This window comes from Pseudomonas sp. WS 5411 (assembly GCF_012985595.1).
GTDB classification, from domain to species: domain Bacteria; phylum Pseudomonadota; class Gammaproteobacteria; order Pseudomonadales; family Pseudomonadaceae; genus Aquipseudomonas; species Aquipseudomonas shahriarae.
Map to the genome: position 1 here is coordinate 25,578 of NZ_JAARMC010000008.1, position 16,571 is coordinate 42,148.

Sequence of the window (16,571 nt, forward strand, 5' to 3'; positions counted from 1 at the left end):
CCAGCTGACTGTTAGATTACAACTTTGTCAGGTTGCGCCAGCACCACGGCGCACACGGTATAAAGCCTGCTGCTACCCGTTGCCATGAGTTGCCTATGAAACTGCTGATCGTCGAAGACCAACCCAAAACCGGCCACTACCTGCGCCAGGGCCTGGCCGAAGCCGGGTTCAATACCGAACTGGTGGCCGACGGCACCACCGGCCAGCACCTGGCGCTGACGGGCGACTACGATTTGCTGATCCTCGACGTGATGCTCCCTGGCCGCACCGGCTGGCAGATCCTGCAGGCGGTGCGCAGCGCCGGCCTGGAGATTCCGGTGTTATTCCTGACTGCGCGGGATGCGGTCGAAGATCGGGTCCACGGCCTCGAGCTGGGGGCCGACGACTATCTGGTCAAGCCATTCGCGTTCTCCGAGCTGTTGGCCCGGGTGCGCAGCCTGTTGCGCCGAGGCAGCAGCACCCCCCAGGAAACCGGCCTGCACCTGGCCGACCTGCGCCTGGACCTGATCCGCCGCCGCGTAGATCGCAGCGGCCAGCGCATCGACCTGACCGCCAAGGAGTTCGCCCTGCTGGAGCTGCTCCTGCGCCGCCAGGGCGAAGTGCTGCCCAAGTCGCTGATAGCCTCCCAGGTCTGGGACATGAACTTCGACAGCGACACCAATATCATCGAAGTGGCTATCCGCCGCCTGCGCCTGAAGATAGATGACAGCTTTCCCAACAAGCTGATCCACACCGTGCGCGGCATGGGCTATGTGCTGGAGGAGCGGTTCAGTTGATCAAGCGCCTGTCCCTGGCCAGCCGCCTGGCCCTGTTGTTTGCCGGCTGCACCGCCGTGGTCTCGCTGCTGGCGGGCGTGTTGTTCAACCAGGCCAGCGAGAAACACTTCATCGAGCTGGACCAGCAATTGCTCGACAGCAAGCTGATGACCCTGCGCAGCGCCCTGCAAGGCGCCGACACCCCGGCGCTGTTCGCCCCACGCATCGCCGCATTGAAAGACGAGCTGAGTCATCAACCCGACCTGTCGGTACGCATCAATGCCGCCGACGGCCAGCGCTGGTTTGACAGCGCGCTGCGCATCCCCAATGACCTGCCCACTGCGCCCGGCCTGCACAGCCTGCAAAGCGCCGGCACCAGCTACCGGGTGTACAACGCGCCGTTGAATCCCGAGCAGCCCGGCTCCGCGCAGTTGGTCCTGATGCTGGACATCACCCATCACCAACACTTCCTGCAGCGCATGCAGCACCTGATCTGGCTGACGGTCGGCCTGTCCGCCCTGGCCACCGCGCTTCTCGGCGCCTGGGCCGCACGCAGCGGCTTGCGTCCGTTGCGGCGAATGACTGAAGTGGCCAGCCGCGTGCGCGCCCACTCCCTGACCCAGCGCCTGCCCGAAGAACAGATGCCCGCCGAACTGGCGGAACTGGCCCAGGCCTTCAACGCCATGTTCAGCCGCCTCGACGACGCGTTCCAGCGGCTGTCGGCGTTCTCTGCCGATATCGCCCACGAGCTGCGCACGCCGCTATCCAACCTGCTGACCCAGACCCAGGTGATCCTCACCCAGCCCCGGCCGCTGGAGGACTACCGCGAAGCGCTGCACAGCAATCTGGAAGAGCTGCAATGGATGGCCCAACTGGTCAATGACATGCTGTACCTGGCCAAGGCCGATCATGGCTTGCTGAACCCCAGGCGCGAGCCCCTGGCCCTGGCCGACGAGGTGGATGCCTTGCTGGAGTTCTTCGCGCCGTTGGCCGAGGACGCCCTGGTCAACCTGCTGCGCGACGGCAGCGCCAGTACCGTCGGTGACCGCAGCATGCTGCGCCGTGCTTGTTCCAATCTATTGGACAACGCTGTGCGCTTTACCCCGCCGGGCGGCGAAGTACGGGTGAGGATCAGCGAAAACGCCCAGGCCGTGACGCTGAGCGTGGAAAACACAGGCACCGGGATTCCCCAGGGATTACTGCCCAAGCTGTTTGACCGGTTCTACCGCGTGGATCCGGCACGCCATGAAGGCAGCAGTGAGCATGCAGGGCTGGGGCTGGCGATTACCCAGTCGATTGTGCAGGCACACGGGGGGAGGATTTTCTGTGAGTCACAACCGGGATGGACGCGGTTTGTGATTGAGCTGCCGCAGGGGGTTTGAGGCAAGCTGGGCGGGCCTCATCGCGGGCAAGCCCGCTCCCACATGTTGATTTGCGAACACCGTCAAATGTGGGAGCTGGCTTGCCTGCGATAGCGATCTCAAGACCTACGAATATCTCAGGGCATGCGCCGGCTCAATCTTCGCCGCCCGATACGCCGGGTAGATCGTCGCCAGAAAGCTCAACACAAACCCCGCGCTGCAAATCAGCAACACATCGCCACCTTGCAGCTCCGAAGGCAGGTTGCTGACAAAGTACACGTCCGAACTGAAGATATGCTGCCCGGTCACGCGCTCCATCCAGCCCACCAGCTCACTGACGTTGAGCGCGGCAATCACTCCCAGCACGCCGCCAATCAGGGTGCCGACGATACCGATCACCGTGCCCTGGACCATGAAGATCGCCATGATCTGTCGTGGCGTGGCGCCGATGGTGCGCAGGATCGCGATGTCCGCGCCCTTGTCGTTCACCACCATGATCAGCGTGGCGATGATATTGAACGCGGCGACGGCGACGATCATCAGCAACAGCAGGCCGATCATGGTCTTTTCCATCTTCATTGCACTGAACAGGCTGCCCTGGGTGTGGGTCCAGTCATCGGCCTTGTAGGCGGCGCCCAGACTGCCGGCAATGTCCGCCGACACTTTCGGCGCCGCGTACAGATCTTTGACCGCCAGGCGCACGCTTTGCACCTGGTTCGGCTGCCAATGCAGCATTTGCGCGGCATCGGCGACGTGGATCAGCGCCATCGAGCCATCCAGCTCGGCACCCACCTTGAACACCCCCACCACGTTCAAACGCTGCATACGCGGGGTGATGCCGCCGGGCGCAGTGCTGATTTCCGGGACGATCAAGGTCAGCTTGTCCCCCACATTCAAGCGGAAACGGCGCGCGGTGATTTCACCGATCACCACGCCGAACTCACCCGGCTGCAGGTTTTCCAGATTGCCCTGGACGATATGCTGGGTGACGATCGACACCTTGCCTTCCTGGGCCGGGTCGATCCCGCTGATCTGGATCGGCTGCATCGAGCCCTTATAGGACAGCATGCCTTCCATCTCGGTAAACGGCACGGCGGCGGTCACTTCGGGGTTTTTCAGAGCGGCGGCGGCCACGGGCTGCCAGTCGCTGATCGGGTTGACGCCGACGATGGTGGCATGCGGCACCATGCCCAGAATGCGCGAGCTCATTTCCCGCTGGAAGCCATTCATCACCGACAACACCACGATCATCGCCAGCACGCCCAGGGCGAGGCCGATCATCGAGGTCATCGAGATAAACGAGACAAAACGGTTGCGGCGCTTGGCGCGGGTATAGCGCGTGCCGATAAAAATCGATAACGGTCTGAACATTCGCGGGCACCGTTGAAAAAATAGAAAACCCAGGCACGAATGCCCGGGCTGAAACAGGTCAGATGGCGACCAGATGACCTTCCTGCAGGTGCAACACTCGGTCCATCTGCCGGGCCATGCTCATGTCATGGGTCACCACCAGGAACGCGGTGCGCATCTGGGTGCTCAGCTCCAGCATCAAGTCCTTGATGCCCTGGGCAGTGTGGGAATCGAGGTTGCCCGTCGGCTCATCGAGCATCACCAGGCCTGGGTTGTTCACCAGGGCACGGGCAATCGCCACACGCTGGCGCTCGCCGCCAGACAGCTCTGCCGGCTTGTGCTCCAGGCGATGCCCCAGGCCGACGCGCTCCAGCAGCGCCGTAGCACGCTGACGCGCTTCCGGGATCGCGGTCTTGCCGATCAACAGCGGCATGCACACGTTTTCCAGGGCCGTGAACTCTGGCAGCAAGTGGTGGAACTGGTACACAAAGCCCAGGGAGCGGTTGCGCAACTGGCCACGGGCCTTCTCGTTCAACGCCGAGAGTTCTTCACCGGCCAGCCACACGCTGCCCTGGGACGGCGTATCAAGGCCGCCCAACAGGTTGAGCAAGGTACTTTTGCCGGAGCCGGAACTGCCAACGATCGCCACGCGCTCGCCCGGATGCAGTTCCAGTTGCAGGTTGGACAGCACCACTACCGATTCCGGGCCTTCCTCGTAGGATTTGCCCAGGTTGCGGCAGCTCAGGATTGCTTTTTCACTCATGCCCGATTCACTCATAGCGTAAAGCCTGCGCCGGCTGGGTACGTGCCGCGCGCCAGGCTGGATATAGGGTGGCAAGGAAACTCAGGACCAACGCGGCGCCGCCGACCATCAACACATCCTGGCTCTGCACCTGGGACGGCAAATAGTCGATGAAGTAAACGTCGGCGTTGAGAAACTTGTGGCCGATCAGGGTTTCGACGCCGGCGATGGCAGCACTGACGTTCAGCGCGGCGAAGATCCCCACGGCCGTACCGATCAAGGTACCGACCACGCCGATCACCGTGCCCTGGACCATAAAGATCGCCATGATCTGCCCCGGCGTGGCGCCCAGGGTGCGCAGGATGGCGATGTCGCCCTTCTTGTCGTTCACCACCATCACCAGGGTGGAGATGATGTTGAAGGCGGCCACCGCGACAATCAGCAACAGCAACAGGCCAATCATCGCCTTTTCCATGCGGATCGCCTGGTACAGGTTGCCGTGGGTACGGGTCCAGTCACGGGCGTAGTACTGGCTTTCACCCAGGTGCTGGGCGATTTCCCAGGCCCCGCGCGGCGCCTCGAACAGGTCGTTGAACTTCAGGCGCAGGCCCTGCACCTGGTCCGGCTTCCAGCGATGCAGGCGGGCCAGGTCGGTAAGGTTGGTCAGGCCGAGGAAGCCGTCGATTTCGCCGGCGCCGACATGAAAGATGCCAACCACGGTAAAGCGCTTCATGCGCGGGAACATGCCCGCCGGGGTCACGGTGACTTCCGGGGCGACGAAGGTCAGCTTGTCGCCAATGGCCACGCCGAGCTTCGCCGCCGCACGGTCGCCGATCACGATGCCGAAGCTGCCAGGCGACAGGGCATCGAGCTGGCCCTGCTGCATGAACTGATCAATGATCGAGACCTTGCGCTCCTGTGCCGGGTCGATGGCATTGAGCAGGACTTTCTGCACCTTGCCATTGTTGGTCAACAGCCCCTGCATCTGGGTAAATGGCGCGACGGCCAGCACCTTGGGGTTCTGCTTGACCTTGTCGGCCAGGCCTTGCCAGTCGCCCAGGGGCTCGCCGGACTCGATGGTCGCGTGGGGCACCATGCCCAGCACGCGGGTGCGCATCTCATGATCGAAGCCATTCATCACCGATAGCACCACGATCATTACGACGACGCCCAGGGCGAGTCCGATCATGGAGGTCAGGGAAATGAACGACACAAAATGATTGCGACGCTTTGCACGGGTATAACGCGTGCCGATAAATACGAAGAGAGGTCTGAACATGTCGGGGCTTGTTCGGAGGAAAAGAAGACGTCCCGGTGGCGGGGTCTGGTAAGCAGCTTTACACTCAGACCATTACCGTTACCTGGGGTTCGCCATGACGACATTAGATGAAGAAGATCGCCGCGAATACTACCGTATCGACGACATGATCGCACTCCAAATCAAAAGCCTGTCGGCCCCGCAAGCGGCGAGCAAGGAAGTGTTGCTGGATGATTCCCCGCTGTTCAACCTGCTCAGTGAACTGCACCTGAGCGAATTCGAGTCCCAACACCTGCTGCGCCAGCTCGGCGAGCGCGACCGCACCCTCGCCGCCTTCCTCAAGGTGCAGAACAAACGCATGGATTTGCTCAGCCAGGTCATGGCGCAAAGCCTGCTGGGCGAGATCGGCGCGCCGCAGCCGGTGATCATTTCCGAAGGTGGCATCGACTTCCAACACCCCACGGTGCTCACGCCCGGCAGCCACCTGGCGGTCAAGCTGGTGCTGATGCCCCAGGCGCTGGGCCTAATGCTGCGGGCCAAGGTCACCCATTGCGATCCCAAGGGCGACAGTTTTGACATCGGTACCGAATTCGAATCCATGACTGACGCCCAGCGCCAGTTGCTGGCTCGCTATATTTTGCAAAAACAGGCCCAGGAACGGCGCCTGGCCCGGGAACAAAGCGACGGCCAAGACACCTGATTTCGTATTTATCCAGCCAGACACCTGGCGAAAAGGAGCAACTGTGACCCTGATTTATGGCCACCGCGGCGCTAAAGGCGAAGCACCGGAAAACACCCTGACCAGCTTCCAGCAATGCCTCAAGCACGGCGTGCGCCGTTGCGAACTGGACTTGCACCTGTCCATGGACGGCGAGTTGATGGTGATCCACGACCCGACCTTGAAGCGCACCGCAGACCGACGCGGCAAGGTGGTGGAATACGTCGCCGCCGACCTGGTGAAGATGGACGCACGCAAAGGCGGCCCAGGCTGGGTCACACCTTGCCCGATCCCGCGCCTGGAAGAGCTGTTTGAGCAGTGCGACTTCGACCACTGGCAACTGGAAGTCAAAAGCGCCTCGCGCACCCGCGCCGCGACCACCGTACTGGCGATCCGGGAAATGGCCCAGCGCTTTGGCCTGCTGGACAAGGTCACCGTGACTTCAAGCTCGCGGGAAGTGTTGAAAGCCGCCCTGGAGCTGACGCCGGACCTGTCCCGTGGACTGGTGGCCGAATACGCCTGGCTCGACCCGCTGAAGGTCGCGCAGAACTATGGCTGTGAGTATTTGGCGTTGAACTGGACGTTGTGCACTCCCGAGCGACTGGAAAAAGCCCAGCGCCAGGGCTTGCACGTGTCCGTGTGGACAGTCAACGAACCCGCGCTGATGCGCAGGCTCGCCGACTTCGGCGTAGATAGCCTGATTACAGACTTTCCCGGTTTGGCCACTGCCACTCTCGGGAATTACTGAAATCGGTCTCCCCGGCCGGCTCAGGCCACCGGCCGGAGCCGCTCAAAAAAGCCGGTTGAGGCCGTCGTAGGCCGCTACCCGATAGGCTTCAGCCATGGTCGGGTAGTTGAACGTGGTGTTCACAAAATACTTAAGGGTATTGAGATCACCCGGCTGGCTCATGATCGCCTGGCCGATGTGCACGATCTCCGAGGCCTGGTAGCCGAAGCAATGCACGCCGAGCACTTCCAGGGTCTCGCGGTGGAACAGGATCTTCAGCATGCCTTGCGGCTCGCCGGCGATCTGCGCACGCGCCATGCTCTTGAAGAACGCCTTGCCCACTTCGTAAGGCACCTTGGCCTTGGTCAGCTCGTGCTCGTTCTTGCCGATGGAGCTGATCTCGGGAATGGTGTAGATCCCGGTAGGCACATCGTTGACATAGCGCCAGCTGCCATTGTCGACAATGCTGCCAGCCGCCGAACGGCCCTGGTCGTGGGCGGCACTGGCCAGGCTCGGCCAGCCGATCACATCGCCGGCACCATAGATATTGGTGACGCAAGTGCGGTAGTTCTCATCCACCTCGATCTGGCCACGGCTGTTGACCTTGACCCCGATGTTTTCCATGCCCAGCTTGTCGGTGTTGCCCGTACGGCCGTTGCACCAGAGCAAGGCATCGGCCTTGATCTTCTTGCCGGACTTGAGGTGCAGGATCACACCGTTGTCCAGGCCTTCAACGCGGTCGTATTCCTCGTTGTGGCGCACGGTGATGTTGTTGTTGCTGAAGTGATAGCTCAACGCCTGGGAAATTTCCGAGTCGAGGAAGCTCAGCAACTGGTCGCGGTTGTCCACCAGCTCCACCAGCACACCCAGGCCGCTGAAGATCGAGGCGTATTCACAGCCGATCACGCCGGCGCCGTAGATGATCAGTTTGCGCGGGGTGTGGCCCAGGCTGAGGATCGTGTCGCTATCGTAGATACGCGGGTGGTGGAAGTCGATATCGGCCGGGCGATACGGACGCGAACCGGTGGCGATGATGATGTGCTTGGCCACCAGCTTCTCGACCACGCCATTGGCGCAGACCACTTCGACGGTTTGCTCGTCGGCGAAGCTGCCGGTGCCGAAGAACAGGTCGACGCGGTTACGGGCGTAGTAGCCGGTACGCGAGGCGACTTGTTTGGAAATGACTTTCTCGGCGCTTTTCAGTACATCCGGGAACGAGAACCAGCGCGGCTCACCAATGGCCCGGAACATCGGGTTGGTGTTGAACTGCATGATCTGGCGCACCGAGTGACGCAAGGCCTTGGACGGGATGGTGCCCAGGTGGGTGCAGTTACCGCCGACCTGACGACGGCTATCGACCATCGCCACCTTGCGTCCTGCTTTGGCGGCGTTCATCGCCGCACCTTCTCCAGCTGGGCCGGAACCCAGTACCACCACGTCGTAGTTGTAGACAGCCATGCGTACTCCTCAGAACAGGCCAGGACGCACGGTTGGGCGCCTGGCTAAATCATGCCGCGGCCAGCGGTCATGAAGGATCAAATAGGCTCAGGTGTGTGAGCCGGGGCACAGTCTATATAAGGCTCAACGCCGCGCACATTAACCCTTGGTCGCGTCGTAGGCCAGTTTTGCCTTTACTACACAGTATTGATTACGGCTTGACCGCCGTCAGTTGTTCGAACGCTTTGTTGCTGCGTGTGACGAAAGCATCCCCCTCACGCATCACAAAAAATGCCGCGATCCGCTGTTTTTCTGCATAGTCCCAGCCCTCGTCGGGCCCCAGTACCAGTAGCAAGGTCGACAAGCCGTCCGCCATAAGCGCCGAAGGCTCCAGTACCGTGACCGACGCCAGGTGATGGGTGATCGGCGCCCCGCTACGGGCATCGAGGGTGTGGGAATAGCGGCGACCATCCTGCTGGAAATAATTGCGATAGTCACCTGAAGTAGACACGCCGAAGCCGTCCACCACGATCACGCGCTCAGCCACCTGCTGGTCATCGCGGGGCTCCTCCAGGGCCACACGCCAGGGCGTGCCATCGGGTTTGCGCCCGGCGGCCTTGAGCTCGCCAGTCACTTCGACCAGGTACCGCTGAATGCCCAACTGCCCTAGCCGCTCGGCGATCCGGTCCACCGTGTAGCCGGCGGCGATGCTGTTGAAGTCCACTTGCACCGCCGCGTCCTTGCACAACTGGTGACCGTCGATGCGCAAGTGCTGATGACCGACGCGCTGGCGCGCCAAGGCCAGCGTCATGGGATCCGGGACTTTTACCTGTCGCGCCTGGGGTCCGAAGCCCCACAGGTTGAGCAGTGGCTCGACGGTCAGGTCAAAAGCGCCGCCACTGGCCTGGGACAACTGCTCGCCCGTGCGTACCAACTGCAGGATCGACTCGGGCATCGGCTGGCAGCGGTTGGCCGGCAAGTCATTGAAGCCCTCGATATCGGAATCGCTGCGATAGGTCGACAGCTGTCGGTCGACCTCGGCAAGGATGCGCTCGACTTGCGGCTGCACATCATTGGCCGCCGGCGTACCGGGGGTACGGACATATTTGATTGAATAAGTGCTGCCCATGGTCGGGCCGCCAAACGCCTCCAGGGGCTCATCGCCGCCGCAGCCCGTCAAGATCGCCAACACAGCGCCCACCATCGCGCATCGCAAACCGCCCATAAGCCACACAACCTTATCGCTGCTGAAAACCCAATGAAGCCGCACTCAAGCACATTTCCGGGGCTGGCCATTATGCGGCATGTCGTCGCCTGACGCGGGTTGCTTCATGACAAATAGCCAGCTTGCTAACGGTTTTTGTTGCTCGCCCACACGGATACACATATGGTTACAAAACTCTTGGGCGCCAGCCAGTGCCCAGACCTTGCAGCAAGGAAGAACGACGACCAGGGATTTCCAACAAGATAGCCAGTTGAGTAAATGACATGTCCAACACCACGGGCAAAGGCAAGGCGATCTTTCGCGTTGTCAGCGGTAACTTCCTCGAAATGTTCGACTTCATGGTCTACGGCTTCTACGCCACGGCCATTGCCAAGACCTTCTTCCCTGCCGACAGCGCCTTTGCGTCCCTGATGCTGTCCCTGGCGACCTTCGGTGCCGGGTTCCTGATGCGTCCGTTGGGGGCAATTTTCCTCGGTGCCTACATCGACCGCCATGGCCGTAAAAAAGGCCTGGTGATCACCCTGGCCATGATGGCCGCCGGTACCGTGCTGATCGCCTGCGTGCCCGGCTACGCCACCCTCGGGGTGGCCGCGCCGCTGATCGTGCTGTTTGGCCGATTGCTGCAAGGCTTCTCCGCAGGTGTCGAACTGGGCGGGGTCTCGGTGTACCTGGCGGAGATCGCCACACCGGGGCGTAAAGGTTTCTTCGTCAGTTGGCAGTCCGCCAGCCAACAAGCCGCCGTGGTCTTCGCCGGCCTGCTGGGCGTGGGCCTGAACCACTGGCTGAGCCCCGAGGAAATGGGTGAATGGGGCTGGCGCGTGCCGTTCCTGATCGGCTGCCTGATCGTGCCGGTGATCTTCGTGATTCGCCGCTCCCTGGAGGAGACCCCGGAATTCCAGGCACGTAAACATCGCCCTACCCTGCAGGAAATCATCCGCTCCATCGGCCAGAATTTCGGCATCGTCCTGGCAGGCATGGCGCTGGTGGTGATGACGACCGTGTCGTTCTACCTGATCACCGCCTACACACCGACCTTCGGCAAGGCCGAACTGCACCTGTCGGACCTGGATGCGTTGCTGGTCACCGTGTGCATCGGCCTGTCGAACTTCTTTTGGTTACCCGTGATGGGCGCGGTGTCTGACAAGGTGGGTCGCAAGCCCTTGCTGCTGGGGGCGACTATTCTGGCAATCCTCACGGCATACCCGGCCCTGTCATGGCTGGTGGCCAATCCGAGCTTCAGCCACCTGCTGCTCGTCGAGTTATGGCTGTCGTTCCTGTATGGCTCGTACAACGGCGCCATGGTCGTCGCGCTGACCGAAATCATGCTAGTGGAAGTACGCACCACAGGCTTCTCATTGGCCTACAGCCTGGCGACCGCAACCTTTGGCGGCTTTACCCCGGCCGCCTGTACTTACCTGATCCATGTACTGGATAACAAGGCTGCACCGGGGATCTGGCTCAGTGGGGCGGCGGTGCTGGGGCTGCTGGCGACCCTTGTGCTGTTCAAGGGGAATCGGCACGAACTGCGCACTGCGCAGGCTTCGGTAGTCGGTGGGGCCTGATAGATCGCTATCGCGGCGATGCGGCGGCCCGACAAGCCCGCCCACACATTTGAATGTATTCGCAAATCAAACTGTGGGAGCGGGCTTGCCCGCGATGAGGCCTTCAAACCCCACACAAACCCCCAGCCACAAAAAAGCCCCGAACCAGTCGGGGCTTTTTCATTTACCGCTAACGCTTAGCGCGGAAACGCTGGCGGGTTGACCCCAGCCATGTCTTCCATCACGCGCACCACCTGGCAGCTGTAACCGAACTCGTTGTCGTACCAGACGTACAGTACAACGCGGTTATCCTGGGTGATGGTCGCTTCAGCATCGACCACACCGGCGTGGCGCGAGCCAACGAAGTCGGTGGACACCACTTCCTGGGAATTGACGAAGTCGATTTGCTTATGCAGATCGGAGTGCAGCGCCATGTAGCGCAGGTACTCGTTCATCTCTTCACGGGTGGCGGCTTTCTCAAGGTTGAGGTTGAGAATGGCCATCGACACGTTCGGCGTGGGTACACGGATCGCGTTACCGGTCAGCTTGCCGGCCAGCTCAGGCAGGGCCTTGGCAGCAGCGGTGGCAGCACCGGTCTCGGTGATCACCATGTTCAGCGCGGCGCTACGGCCACGGCGATCACCCTTGTGGAAGTTGTCGATCAGGTTCTGGTCGTTGGTGTACGAGTGAACGGTTTCGACGTGACCGTTGATGATGCCGAACTTGTCATTCACAGCCTTGAGCACCGGCACGATGGCGTTGGTGGTGCAGGAAGCGGCGGACACGATCTTGTCGTCAGCGGTGATTTCGTTGTGGTTGATGCCGTGAACGATGTTCTTCAGCTTGCCCTTGCCAGGCGCAGTCAGCACAACGCGGTCGATACCCGGGCAGGCCAGGTGCTGGCCCAGGCCGTCGGCATCACGCCATACGCCGGTGTTGTCCACCAGCAAGGCGTTCTGGATGCCGTACTGGGTGTAATCCACCTCGGTCGGGTTCTTCGCGTAGATCACCTGGATCAGGTTACCGTTGGCGGTGATGGTGTTGTTTTCTTCGTCGATGGTGATGGTGCCATTGAACGAGCCGTGTACCGAGTCGCGACGCAAGAGGCTGGCGCGCTTGGTCAGGTCATTTTCGGCGCCTTTGCGCACGACAATGGCCCGCAGGCGCAGGCCGTCGCCACCGCCGGTTTTTTCGATCAGGATGCGTGCCAGCAGACGGCCGATACGACCGAAGCCGTACAGCACCACGTCGGTGCCTTTACGGGATGCGGCGTTTTGCTGGCCAACCACGTCGGCCAGTTCTTCACGCACGAACTGCTCGGCGCTGCGGCCATTGCCTTGAGCGCGGAATTTGAACGCCAACTTGCCCAGGTCCACCGAAGCCGCGCCGAGCTTGAGCTCGCTCATGGCTTTAAGCAGAGGGAATGTTTCGTGGACGGAGAGTTCGCTATCGTCCGAAGAACGATGGCGAGCAAAGCGATGAGCCTTGAGAATCGCGATGACTGATTGGTTGATCAGGCTGCGGCCATAGATCGAGCTCACCACATTGTTATTGCGGTACAGCTGACCGATAAGCGGGATCATCGCTTCTGCGAGTGCTTCACGGTCGATCCATTCACCAAGACACTGGTCGGGCTTCTGAGTCACGGGAACCTTCCACATGTAGGGGCTGAAAAAAGGGGCTACATTATGCCGCCCGACCGCCCCCGGAGCAATGCGCGCCACGCAACAAAAGCCCTTGCACATAATTTTCGCCGCGCTACAGGCCAGTAAATACGCGGCTTCCAGCGCACCCCCTGGTGAAAGCCTCGGGCCACTTGTCCGTAACCCTCCGAAACATACGTGCATTTTGGCACTACATTTTGAGTCAAAACCGCGCATTGTTTGTCTTAGCCACTACATTTCCTACAAACCGTAATAGGCACAGTCAGCAACTGACAGGCGGCACTCCGGGCCGTTACAATTACCGACTTTGTCGCAACGCTGGAGCTCAAACGTCCGTGCCCGTCCTGCGTCTACCGCTACTCCCTGCCGAGGCAGGTAAACAGCATTGGGGCAATCTGCCCGGTGCCGCCCTGAGCCTGGCCATTGCCGAGGCTGCCAGTGCAGCCAAGCGCTTTACCCTGCTATTGACCGCCGACAGCCAAAGCGCCGAACGGTTGGAGCAGGAGCTGAGTTTCTTTGCCCCCGATTTGCCGGTGCTGCATTTCCCGGACTGGGAAACCCTGCCCTACGACTTGTTCTCGCCGCACCAGGACATCATCTCCCAGCGCATCGCCAGCCTGTACCGCTTGCCGGAACTGGCCCACGGCGTACTGGTGGTGCCGATCACCACGGCCCTGCACCGCCTGGCGCCGACCAAGTTCCTGCTGGGCAGCAGCCTGGTGCTGGATATCGGCCAGAAACTCGACGTGGAGCAGATGCGCACGCGCCTGGAAGCCAGCGGCTACCGCTGCGTCGATACGGTGTACGAGCATGGCGAGTTCGCCGTGCGTGGCGCGCTGATCGACCTGTTCCCGATGGGCAGCAAACTGCCCTACCGCATCGACCTGTTCGACGACGAAATCGAGACCCTGCGCACCTTCGACCCGGAAAACCAGCGCTCCATCGACAAAGTACAGTCGATCAAGCTGCTGCCGGCCAGGGAATTCCCCCTGCAAAAAGACGCCGTCACGCGCTTCAAGGCGCGCTTTCGCGAACGCTTTGACGTGGATTTCCGCCGTTGCCCGATCTTCCAGGACTTGAGCAGCGGGATTACCCCCGCCGGTATCGAGTACTACCTACCGCTGTTCTTCGACGAAACCTCGACCCTGTTCGATTACCTGCCCCAGGACACTCAGGTGTTCTCGCTGCCGGGCATCGAACAGGCGGCGGAAAACTTCTGGAACGACGTACGCAACCGTTATGAAGAACGCCGCGTCGATCCATCCCGGCCTTTATTGCCGCCTGCCGAGCTGTTCCTGCCGGTAGAGGACTGCTTCGCCCGCCTGAAGAACTGGCCACGGGTGGTCGCCAGCCAACAGGATGTGGAAGCCGGCGTCGGCCGCGAACGCTTCCCGGCCCAAACCCTGCCCAACCTGGCCATCGAGGCCAAGGCCAGCCAGCCGCTGCAAGCGTTGTCCGACTTCCTCGGCGATTTCCCCGGCCGCGTGCTGTTTACCGCCGAATCCGCCGGGCGCCGCGAAGTGCTGCTGGAGTTGCTCGAACGTCTGAAGCTGCGACCAAAAACCGTCGACAGCTGGCCGGACTTTGTCGCCGGCAAGGACCGCCTGGCGATCACCATTGCGCCGCTGAACGAAGGCCTGCAACTGGATGATCCGGCCCTGGCGCTGATTGCCGAGAGCCCGCTGTTCGGCCAACGCGTGATGCAGCGCCGGCGCCGGGAAAAACGTGCCGACGCCAACAACGACGCGGTGATCAAGAACCTCACCGAACTGCGCGAAGGCGCGCCGGTGGTGCATATCGACCACGGCGTGGGGCGCTACCTGGGCCTGCAGACCCTGGAGATCGACAACCAGGCCGCCGAATTCCTCACCATGGAATACGCCGAGGGCGCCAAGCTCTATGTGCCGGTGGCCAACTTGCACCTGATCGCGCGCTACACCGGCAGCGACGACGCCCTGGCGCCGTTGCACCGCCTGGGTTCCGAGACCTGGCAGAAGGCCAAGCGCAAGGCCGCCGAGCAGGTGCGCGACGTAGCCGCCGAACTGCTGGACATCTATGCTCGCCGCGCGGCCCGCGAAGGCTATGCGTTCGCCGACCCGAAGGCCGACTACGCCACGTTCAGCGCCGGCTTCGCCTTCGAAGAAACCCCGGACCAGCAAACCACCATCGACGCCGTGCGCGCCGATATGCTCGCGCCCAAGCCCATGGACCGCCTGGTCTGCGGTGACGTGGGCTTTGGCAAGACCGAAGTGGCGATGCGCGCCGCGTTTATCGCGGTGCATGGCGGCCGCCAGGTGGCAATCCTGGTGCCGACCACCCTGCTCGCCCAGCAGCACTACAACAGTTTTCGCGACCGCTTTGCCGATTGGCCGGTGACCGTAGAGGTGATGAGCCGCTTCAAGTCCGCCAAGGAAGTCAACGCAGCCGTGGCCGACCTGGCCGAAGGCAAGATCGACATCGTGATCGGTACGCACAAGCTGCTGTCGGACGATGTGAAGATCAAGAACCTGGGCCTGGTGATCATCGACGAAGAGCACCGCTTTGGCGTACGCCAGAAGGAGCAGCTCAAGGCCCTGCGCAGCGAGGTCGATATCCTGACCCTGACCGCCACACCGATCCCGCGCACGCTGAACATGGCGGTGTCGGGCATGCGCGACCTGTCGATCATCGCCACGCCGCCGGCACGACGCCTGTCGGTGCGCACCTTCGTCATGGAGGAGAACAACAGCACGATCAAGGAAGCCCTGCTGCGCGAGTTGCTGCGCGGCGGCCAGGTCTACTACCTGCACAACGATGTGAAAACCATCGAGAAATGCGCCGCCGACCTCGCCGAACTGGTGCCGGAAGCGCGGATCGGCATCGGCCACGGGCAGATGCGCGAACGCGAACTCGAACAGGTGATGAGCGACTTCTACCACAAGCGCTTCAACGTGCTGATCGCCTCGACCATTATCGAGACCGGCATCGACGTGCCGAGCGCCAACACCATTATCATCGAGCGCGCCGACAAGTTCGGCCTGGCGCAGCTGCACCAGTTGCGTGGCCGGGTCGGCCGCAGTCACCACCAGGCCTACGCCTACCTGCTGACGCCACCGCGCCAGCAAATTACCGGCGATGCGGAAAAGCGCCTGGAAGCCATCGCCAACACCCAGGACCTGGGCGCGGGCTTTGTGCTGGCCACCAACGACCTGGAAATCCGTGGCGCCGGCGAACTGCTGGGCGACGGCCAGAGCGGGCAGATCCAGGCCGTGGGCTTTACCCTCTATATGGAAATGCTGGAGCGCGCGGTGAAGGCCATCCGCAAAGGCGAACAACCGAACCTCGACCAACCCCTGGGCGGCGGGCCGGAAATCAACCTGCGTCTGCCGGCATTGATTCCCGAAGACTACCTGCCGGATGTGCATGCACGCCTGATCCTGTACAAGCGCATCGCCTCGGCCACTGACGAAGAAGGTCTCAAGGACCTGCAAGTGGAGATGATCGACCGCTTCGGCCTGTTGCCGGAGCCGACCAAGAACCTGGTGCGCCTGACCCTGCTCAAATTGCAGGCCGAGCAACTGGGGATCAAGAAGGTCGACGCCGGGCCGCAGGGCGGGCGTATCGAGTTCGAAGCGCAGACGCCGGTAGACCCGCTGGTACTGATCAAGTTGATCCAGGGCCAGCCCAACCGCTACAAATTCGAAGGCGCTACGCTGTTCAAGTTCATGGTGCCGATGGAACGTGCAGAAGAGCGCTTTAATACATTGGAGGCGCTGTTTGAGCGCCTCATCCCGAAACCTGCTTGAAGGACGCC

Annotated in this window: 12 protein-coding genes; 6 read left to right on the forward strand and 6 right to left on the reverse strand. The window is 61.8% G+C overall.

Features of this window, described 5'->3' with window-relative positions; translation table 11 throughout:
• The first annotated feature begins 95 nt into the window (after positions 1-95).
• Together HBR93_RS13780 and HBR93_RS13785 are read left to right on the forward strand one after the other, a co-directional pair.
• The gene (locus HBR93_RS13780) at positions 96-776 is read left to right on the forward strand and encodes a heavy metal response regulator transcription factor (protein WP_169960497.1); all 681 of its coding nucleotides are present in this window, start codon (positions 96-98) and stop codon (positions 774-776) included.
• Complete coding sequence (locus HBR93_RS13785; RefSeq protein WP_169960498.1) at positions 773-2,137, forward strand: heavy metal sensor histidine kinase; 1,365 nt, start codon at positions 773-775, stop codon at positions 2,135-2,137. Before HBR93_RS13780 ends, HBR93_RS13785 begins: the two co-directional genes overlap by 4 nt.
• 105 nt (positions 2,138-2,242) lie before the next feature.
• Here the strand turns inward: HBR93_RS13785 and HBR93_RS13790 are convergent, their stop codons facing one another.
• From HBR93_RS13790 to HBR93_RS13800, 3 genes are read right to left on the reverse strand one after another with little or no spacing between them, the layout of a single operon-like run.
• On the reverse strand, positions 2,243-3,487 hold the full coding sequence (locus tag HBR93_RS13790) for a lipoprotein-releasing ABC transporter permease subunit (protein WP_057438534.1): 1,245 nt from the start codon (positions 3,485-3,487) through the stop codon (positions 2,243-2,245).
• Positions 3,488-3,545: 58 nt separating this feature from the next.
• Positions 3,546-4,229: a lipoprotein-releasing ABC transporter ATP-binding protein LolD gene (lolD, locus tag HBR93_RS13795; RefSeq protein ID WP_019818240.1), complete on the reverse strand. Its 684-nt coding sequence runs from the start codon at positions 4,227-4,229 to the stop codon at positions 3,546-3,548.
• Positions 4,230-4,236: 7 nt separating this feature from the next.
• A complete protein-coding gene (locus tag HBR93_RS13800; protein ID WP_057438533.1) occupies positions 4,237-5,487 on the reverse strand; it encodes a lipoprotein-releasing ABC transporter permease subunit in 1,251 nt (416 codons plus the stop codon).
• Positions 5,488-5,581: 94 nt separating this feature from the next.
• Here HBR93_RS13800 and HBR93_RS13805 point away from each other — a divergent pair, with 94 nt between their 5' ends.
• Together HBR93_RS13805 and HBR93_RS13810 are read left to right on the forward strand one after the other, a co-directional pair.
• Positions 5,582-6,166 carry a PilZ domain-containing protein gene (locus tag HBR93_RS13805; RefSeq protein ID WP_169960499.1) on the forward strand — a complete coding sequence of 195 codons (585 nt, stop codon included), beginning with the start codon at positions 5,582-5,584 and terminating at the stop codon, positions 6,164-6,166.
• A 43-nt stretch (positions 6,167-6,209) separates the two neighbouring features.
• On the forward strand, positions 6,210-6,932 hold the full coding sequence (locus tag HBR93_RS13810; protein ID WP_057438531.1) for a glycerophosphodiester phosphodiesterase: 723 nt from the start codon (positions 6,210-6,212) through the stop codon (positions 6,930-6,932).
• A gap of 42 nt (positions 6,933-6,974) precedes the next feature.
• Here the strand turns inward: HBR93_RS13810 and sthA are convergent, their stop codons facing one another.
• Both sthA and HBR93_RS13820 read right to left on the reverse strand, forming a co-directional pair.
• Complete coding sequence (sthA, locus tag HBR93_RS13815) at positions 6,975-8,369, reverse strand: Si-specific NAD(P)(+) transhydrogenase (protein ID WP_057438530.1); 1,395 nt, start codon at positions 8,367-8,369, stop codon at positions 6,975-6,977.
• A gap of 190 nt (positions 8,370-8,559) precedes the next feature.
• Positions 8,560-9,573: an FAD:protein FMN transferase gene (locus HBR93_RS13820; RefSeq protein WP_169960500.1), complete on the reverse strand. Its 1,014-nt coding sequence runs from the start codon at positions 9,571-9,573 to the stop codon at positions 8,560-8,562.
• A gap of 263 nt (positions 9,574-9,836) precedes the next feature.
• Between HBR93_RS13820 and HBR93_RS13825 the strand changes: the two genes are divergently transcribed.
• Entirely contained in the window at positions 9,837-11,135 is a 1,299-nt protein-coding gene (locus tag HBR93_RS13825; RefSeq protein WP_169960501.1) for an MFS transporter, read from the forward strand.
• A gap of 176 nt (positions 11,136-11,311) precedes the next feature.
• Here HBR93_RS13825 and HBR93_RS13830 read toward each other — a convergent pair whose 3' ends face one another.
• Complete coding sequence (locus HBR93_RS13830) at positions 11,312-12,775, reverse strand: glyceraldehyde-3-phosphate dehydrogenase (RefSeq protein ID WP_115128680.1); 1,464 nt, start codon at positions 12,773-12,775, stop codon at positions 11,312-11,314.
• Positions 12,776-13,113: 338 nt separating this feature from the next.
• Between HBR93_RS13830 and mfd the strand changes: the two genes are divergently transcribed.
• A complete protein-coding gene (gene mfd / locus HBR93_RS13835) occupies positions 13,114-16,563 on the forward strand; it encodes a transcription-repair coupling factor (protein WP_169960502.1) in 3,450 nt (1,149 codons plus the stop codon).
• Positions 16,564-16,571: the final 8 nt, after the last annotated feature.

What these genes read in the sequence shown, in the direction of transcription:
- sthA (WP_057438530.1), bottom strand. Translation starts at nt 8,369, where the DNA reads ATGGCTGTCTACAACTACGACGTGGTGGTACTGGGTTCCGGCCCAGCT.
- lolD (WP_019818240.1), bottom strand. Translation starts at nt 4,229, where the DNA reads ATGAGTGAAAAAGCAATCCTGAGCTGCCGCAACCTGGGCAAATCCTAC.
- HBR93_RS13780 (WP_169960497.1), top strand. Translation starts at nt 96, where the DNA reads ATGAAACTGCTGATCGTCGAAGACCAACCCAAAACCGGCCACTACCTG.
- HBR93_RS13790 (WP_057438534.1), bottom strand. Translation starts at nt 3,487, where the DNA reads ATGTTCAGACCGTTATCGATTTTTATCGGCACGCGCTATACCCGCGCC.
- HBR93_RS13820 (WP_169960500.1), bottom strand. Translation starts at nt 9,573, where the DNA reads ATGGGCGGTTTGCGATGCGCGATGGTGGGCGCTGTGTTGGCGATCTTG.
- HBR93_RS13825 (WP_169960501.1), top strand. Translation starts at nt 9,837, where the DNA reads ATGTCCAACACCACGGGCAAAGGCAAGGCGATCTTTCGCGTTGTCAGC.
- HBR93_RS13830 (WP_115128680.1), bottom strand. Translation starts at nt 12,775, where the DNA reads ATGTGGAAGGTTCCCGTGACTCAGAAGCCCGACCAGTGTCTTGGTGAA.
- HBR93_RS13805 (WP_169960499.1), top strand. Translation starts at nt 5,582, where the DNA reads ATGACGACATTAGATGAAGAAGATCGCCGCGAATACTACCGTATCGAC.
- HBR93_RS13800 (WP_057438533.1), bottom strand. Translation starts at nt 5,487, where the DNA reads ATGTTCAGACCTCTCTTCGTATTTATCGGCACGCGTTATACCCGTGCA.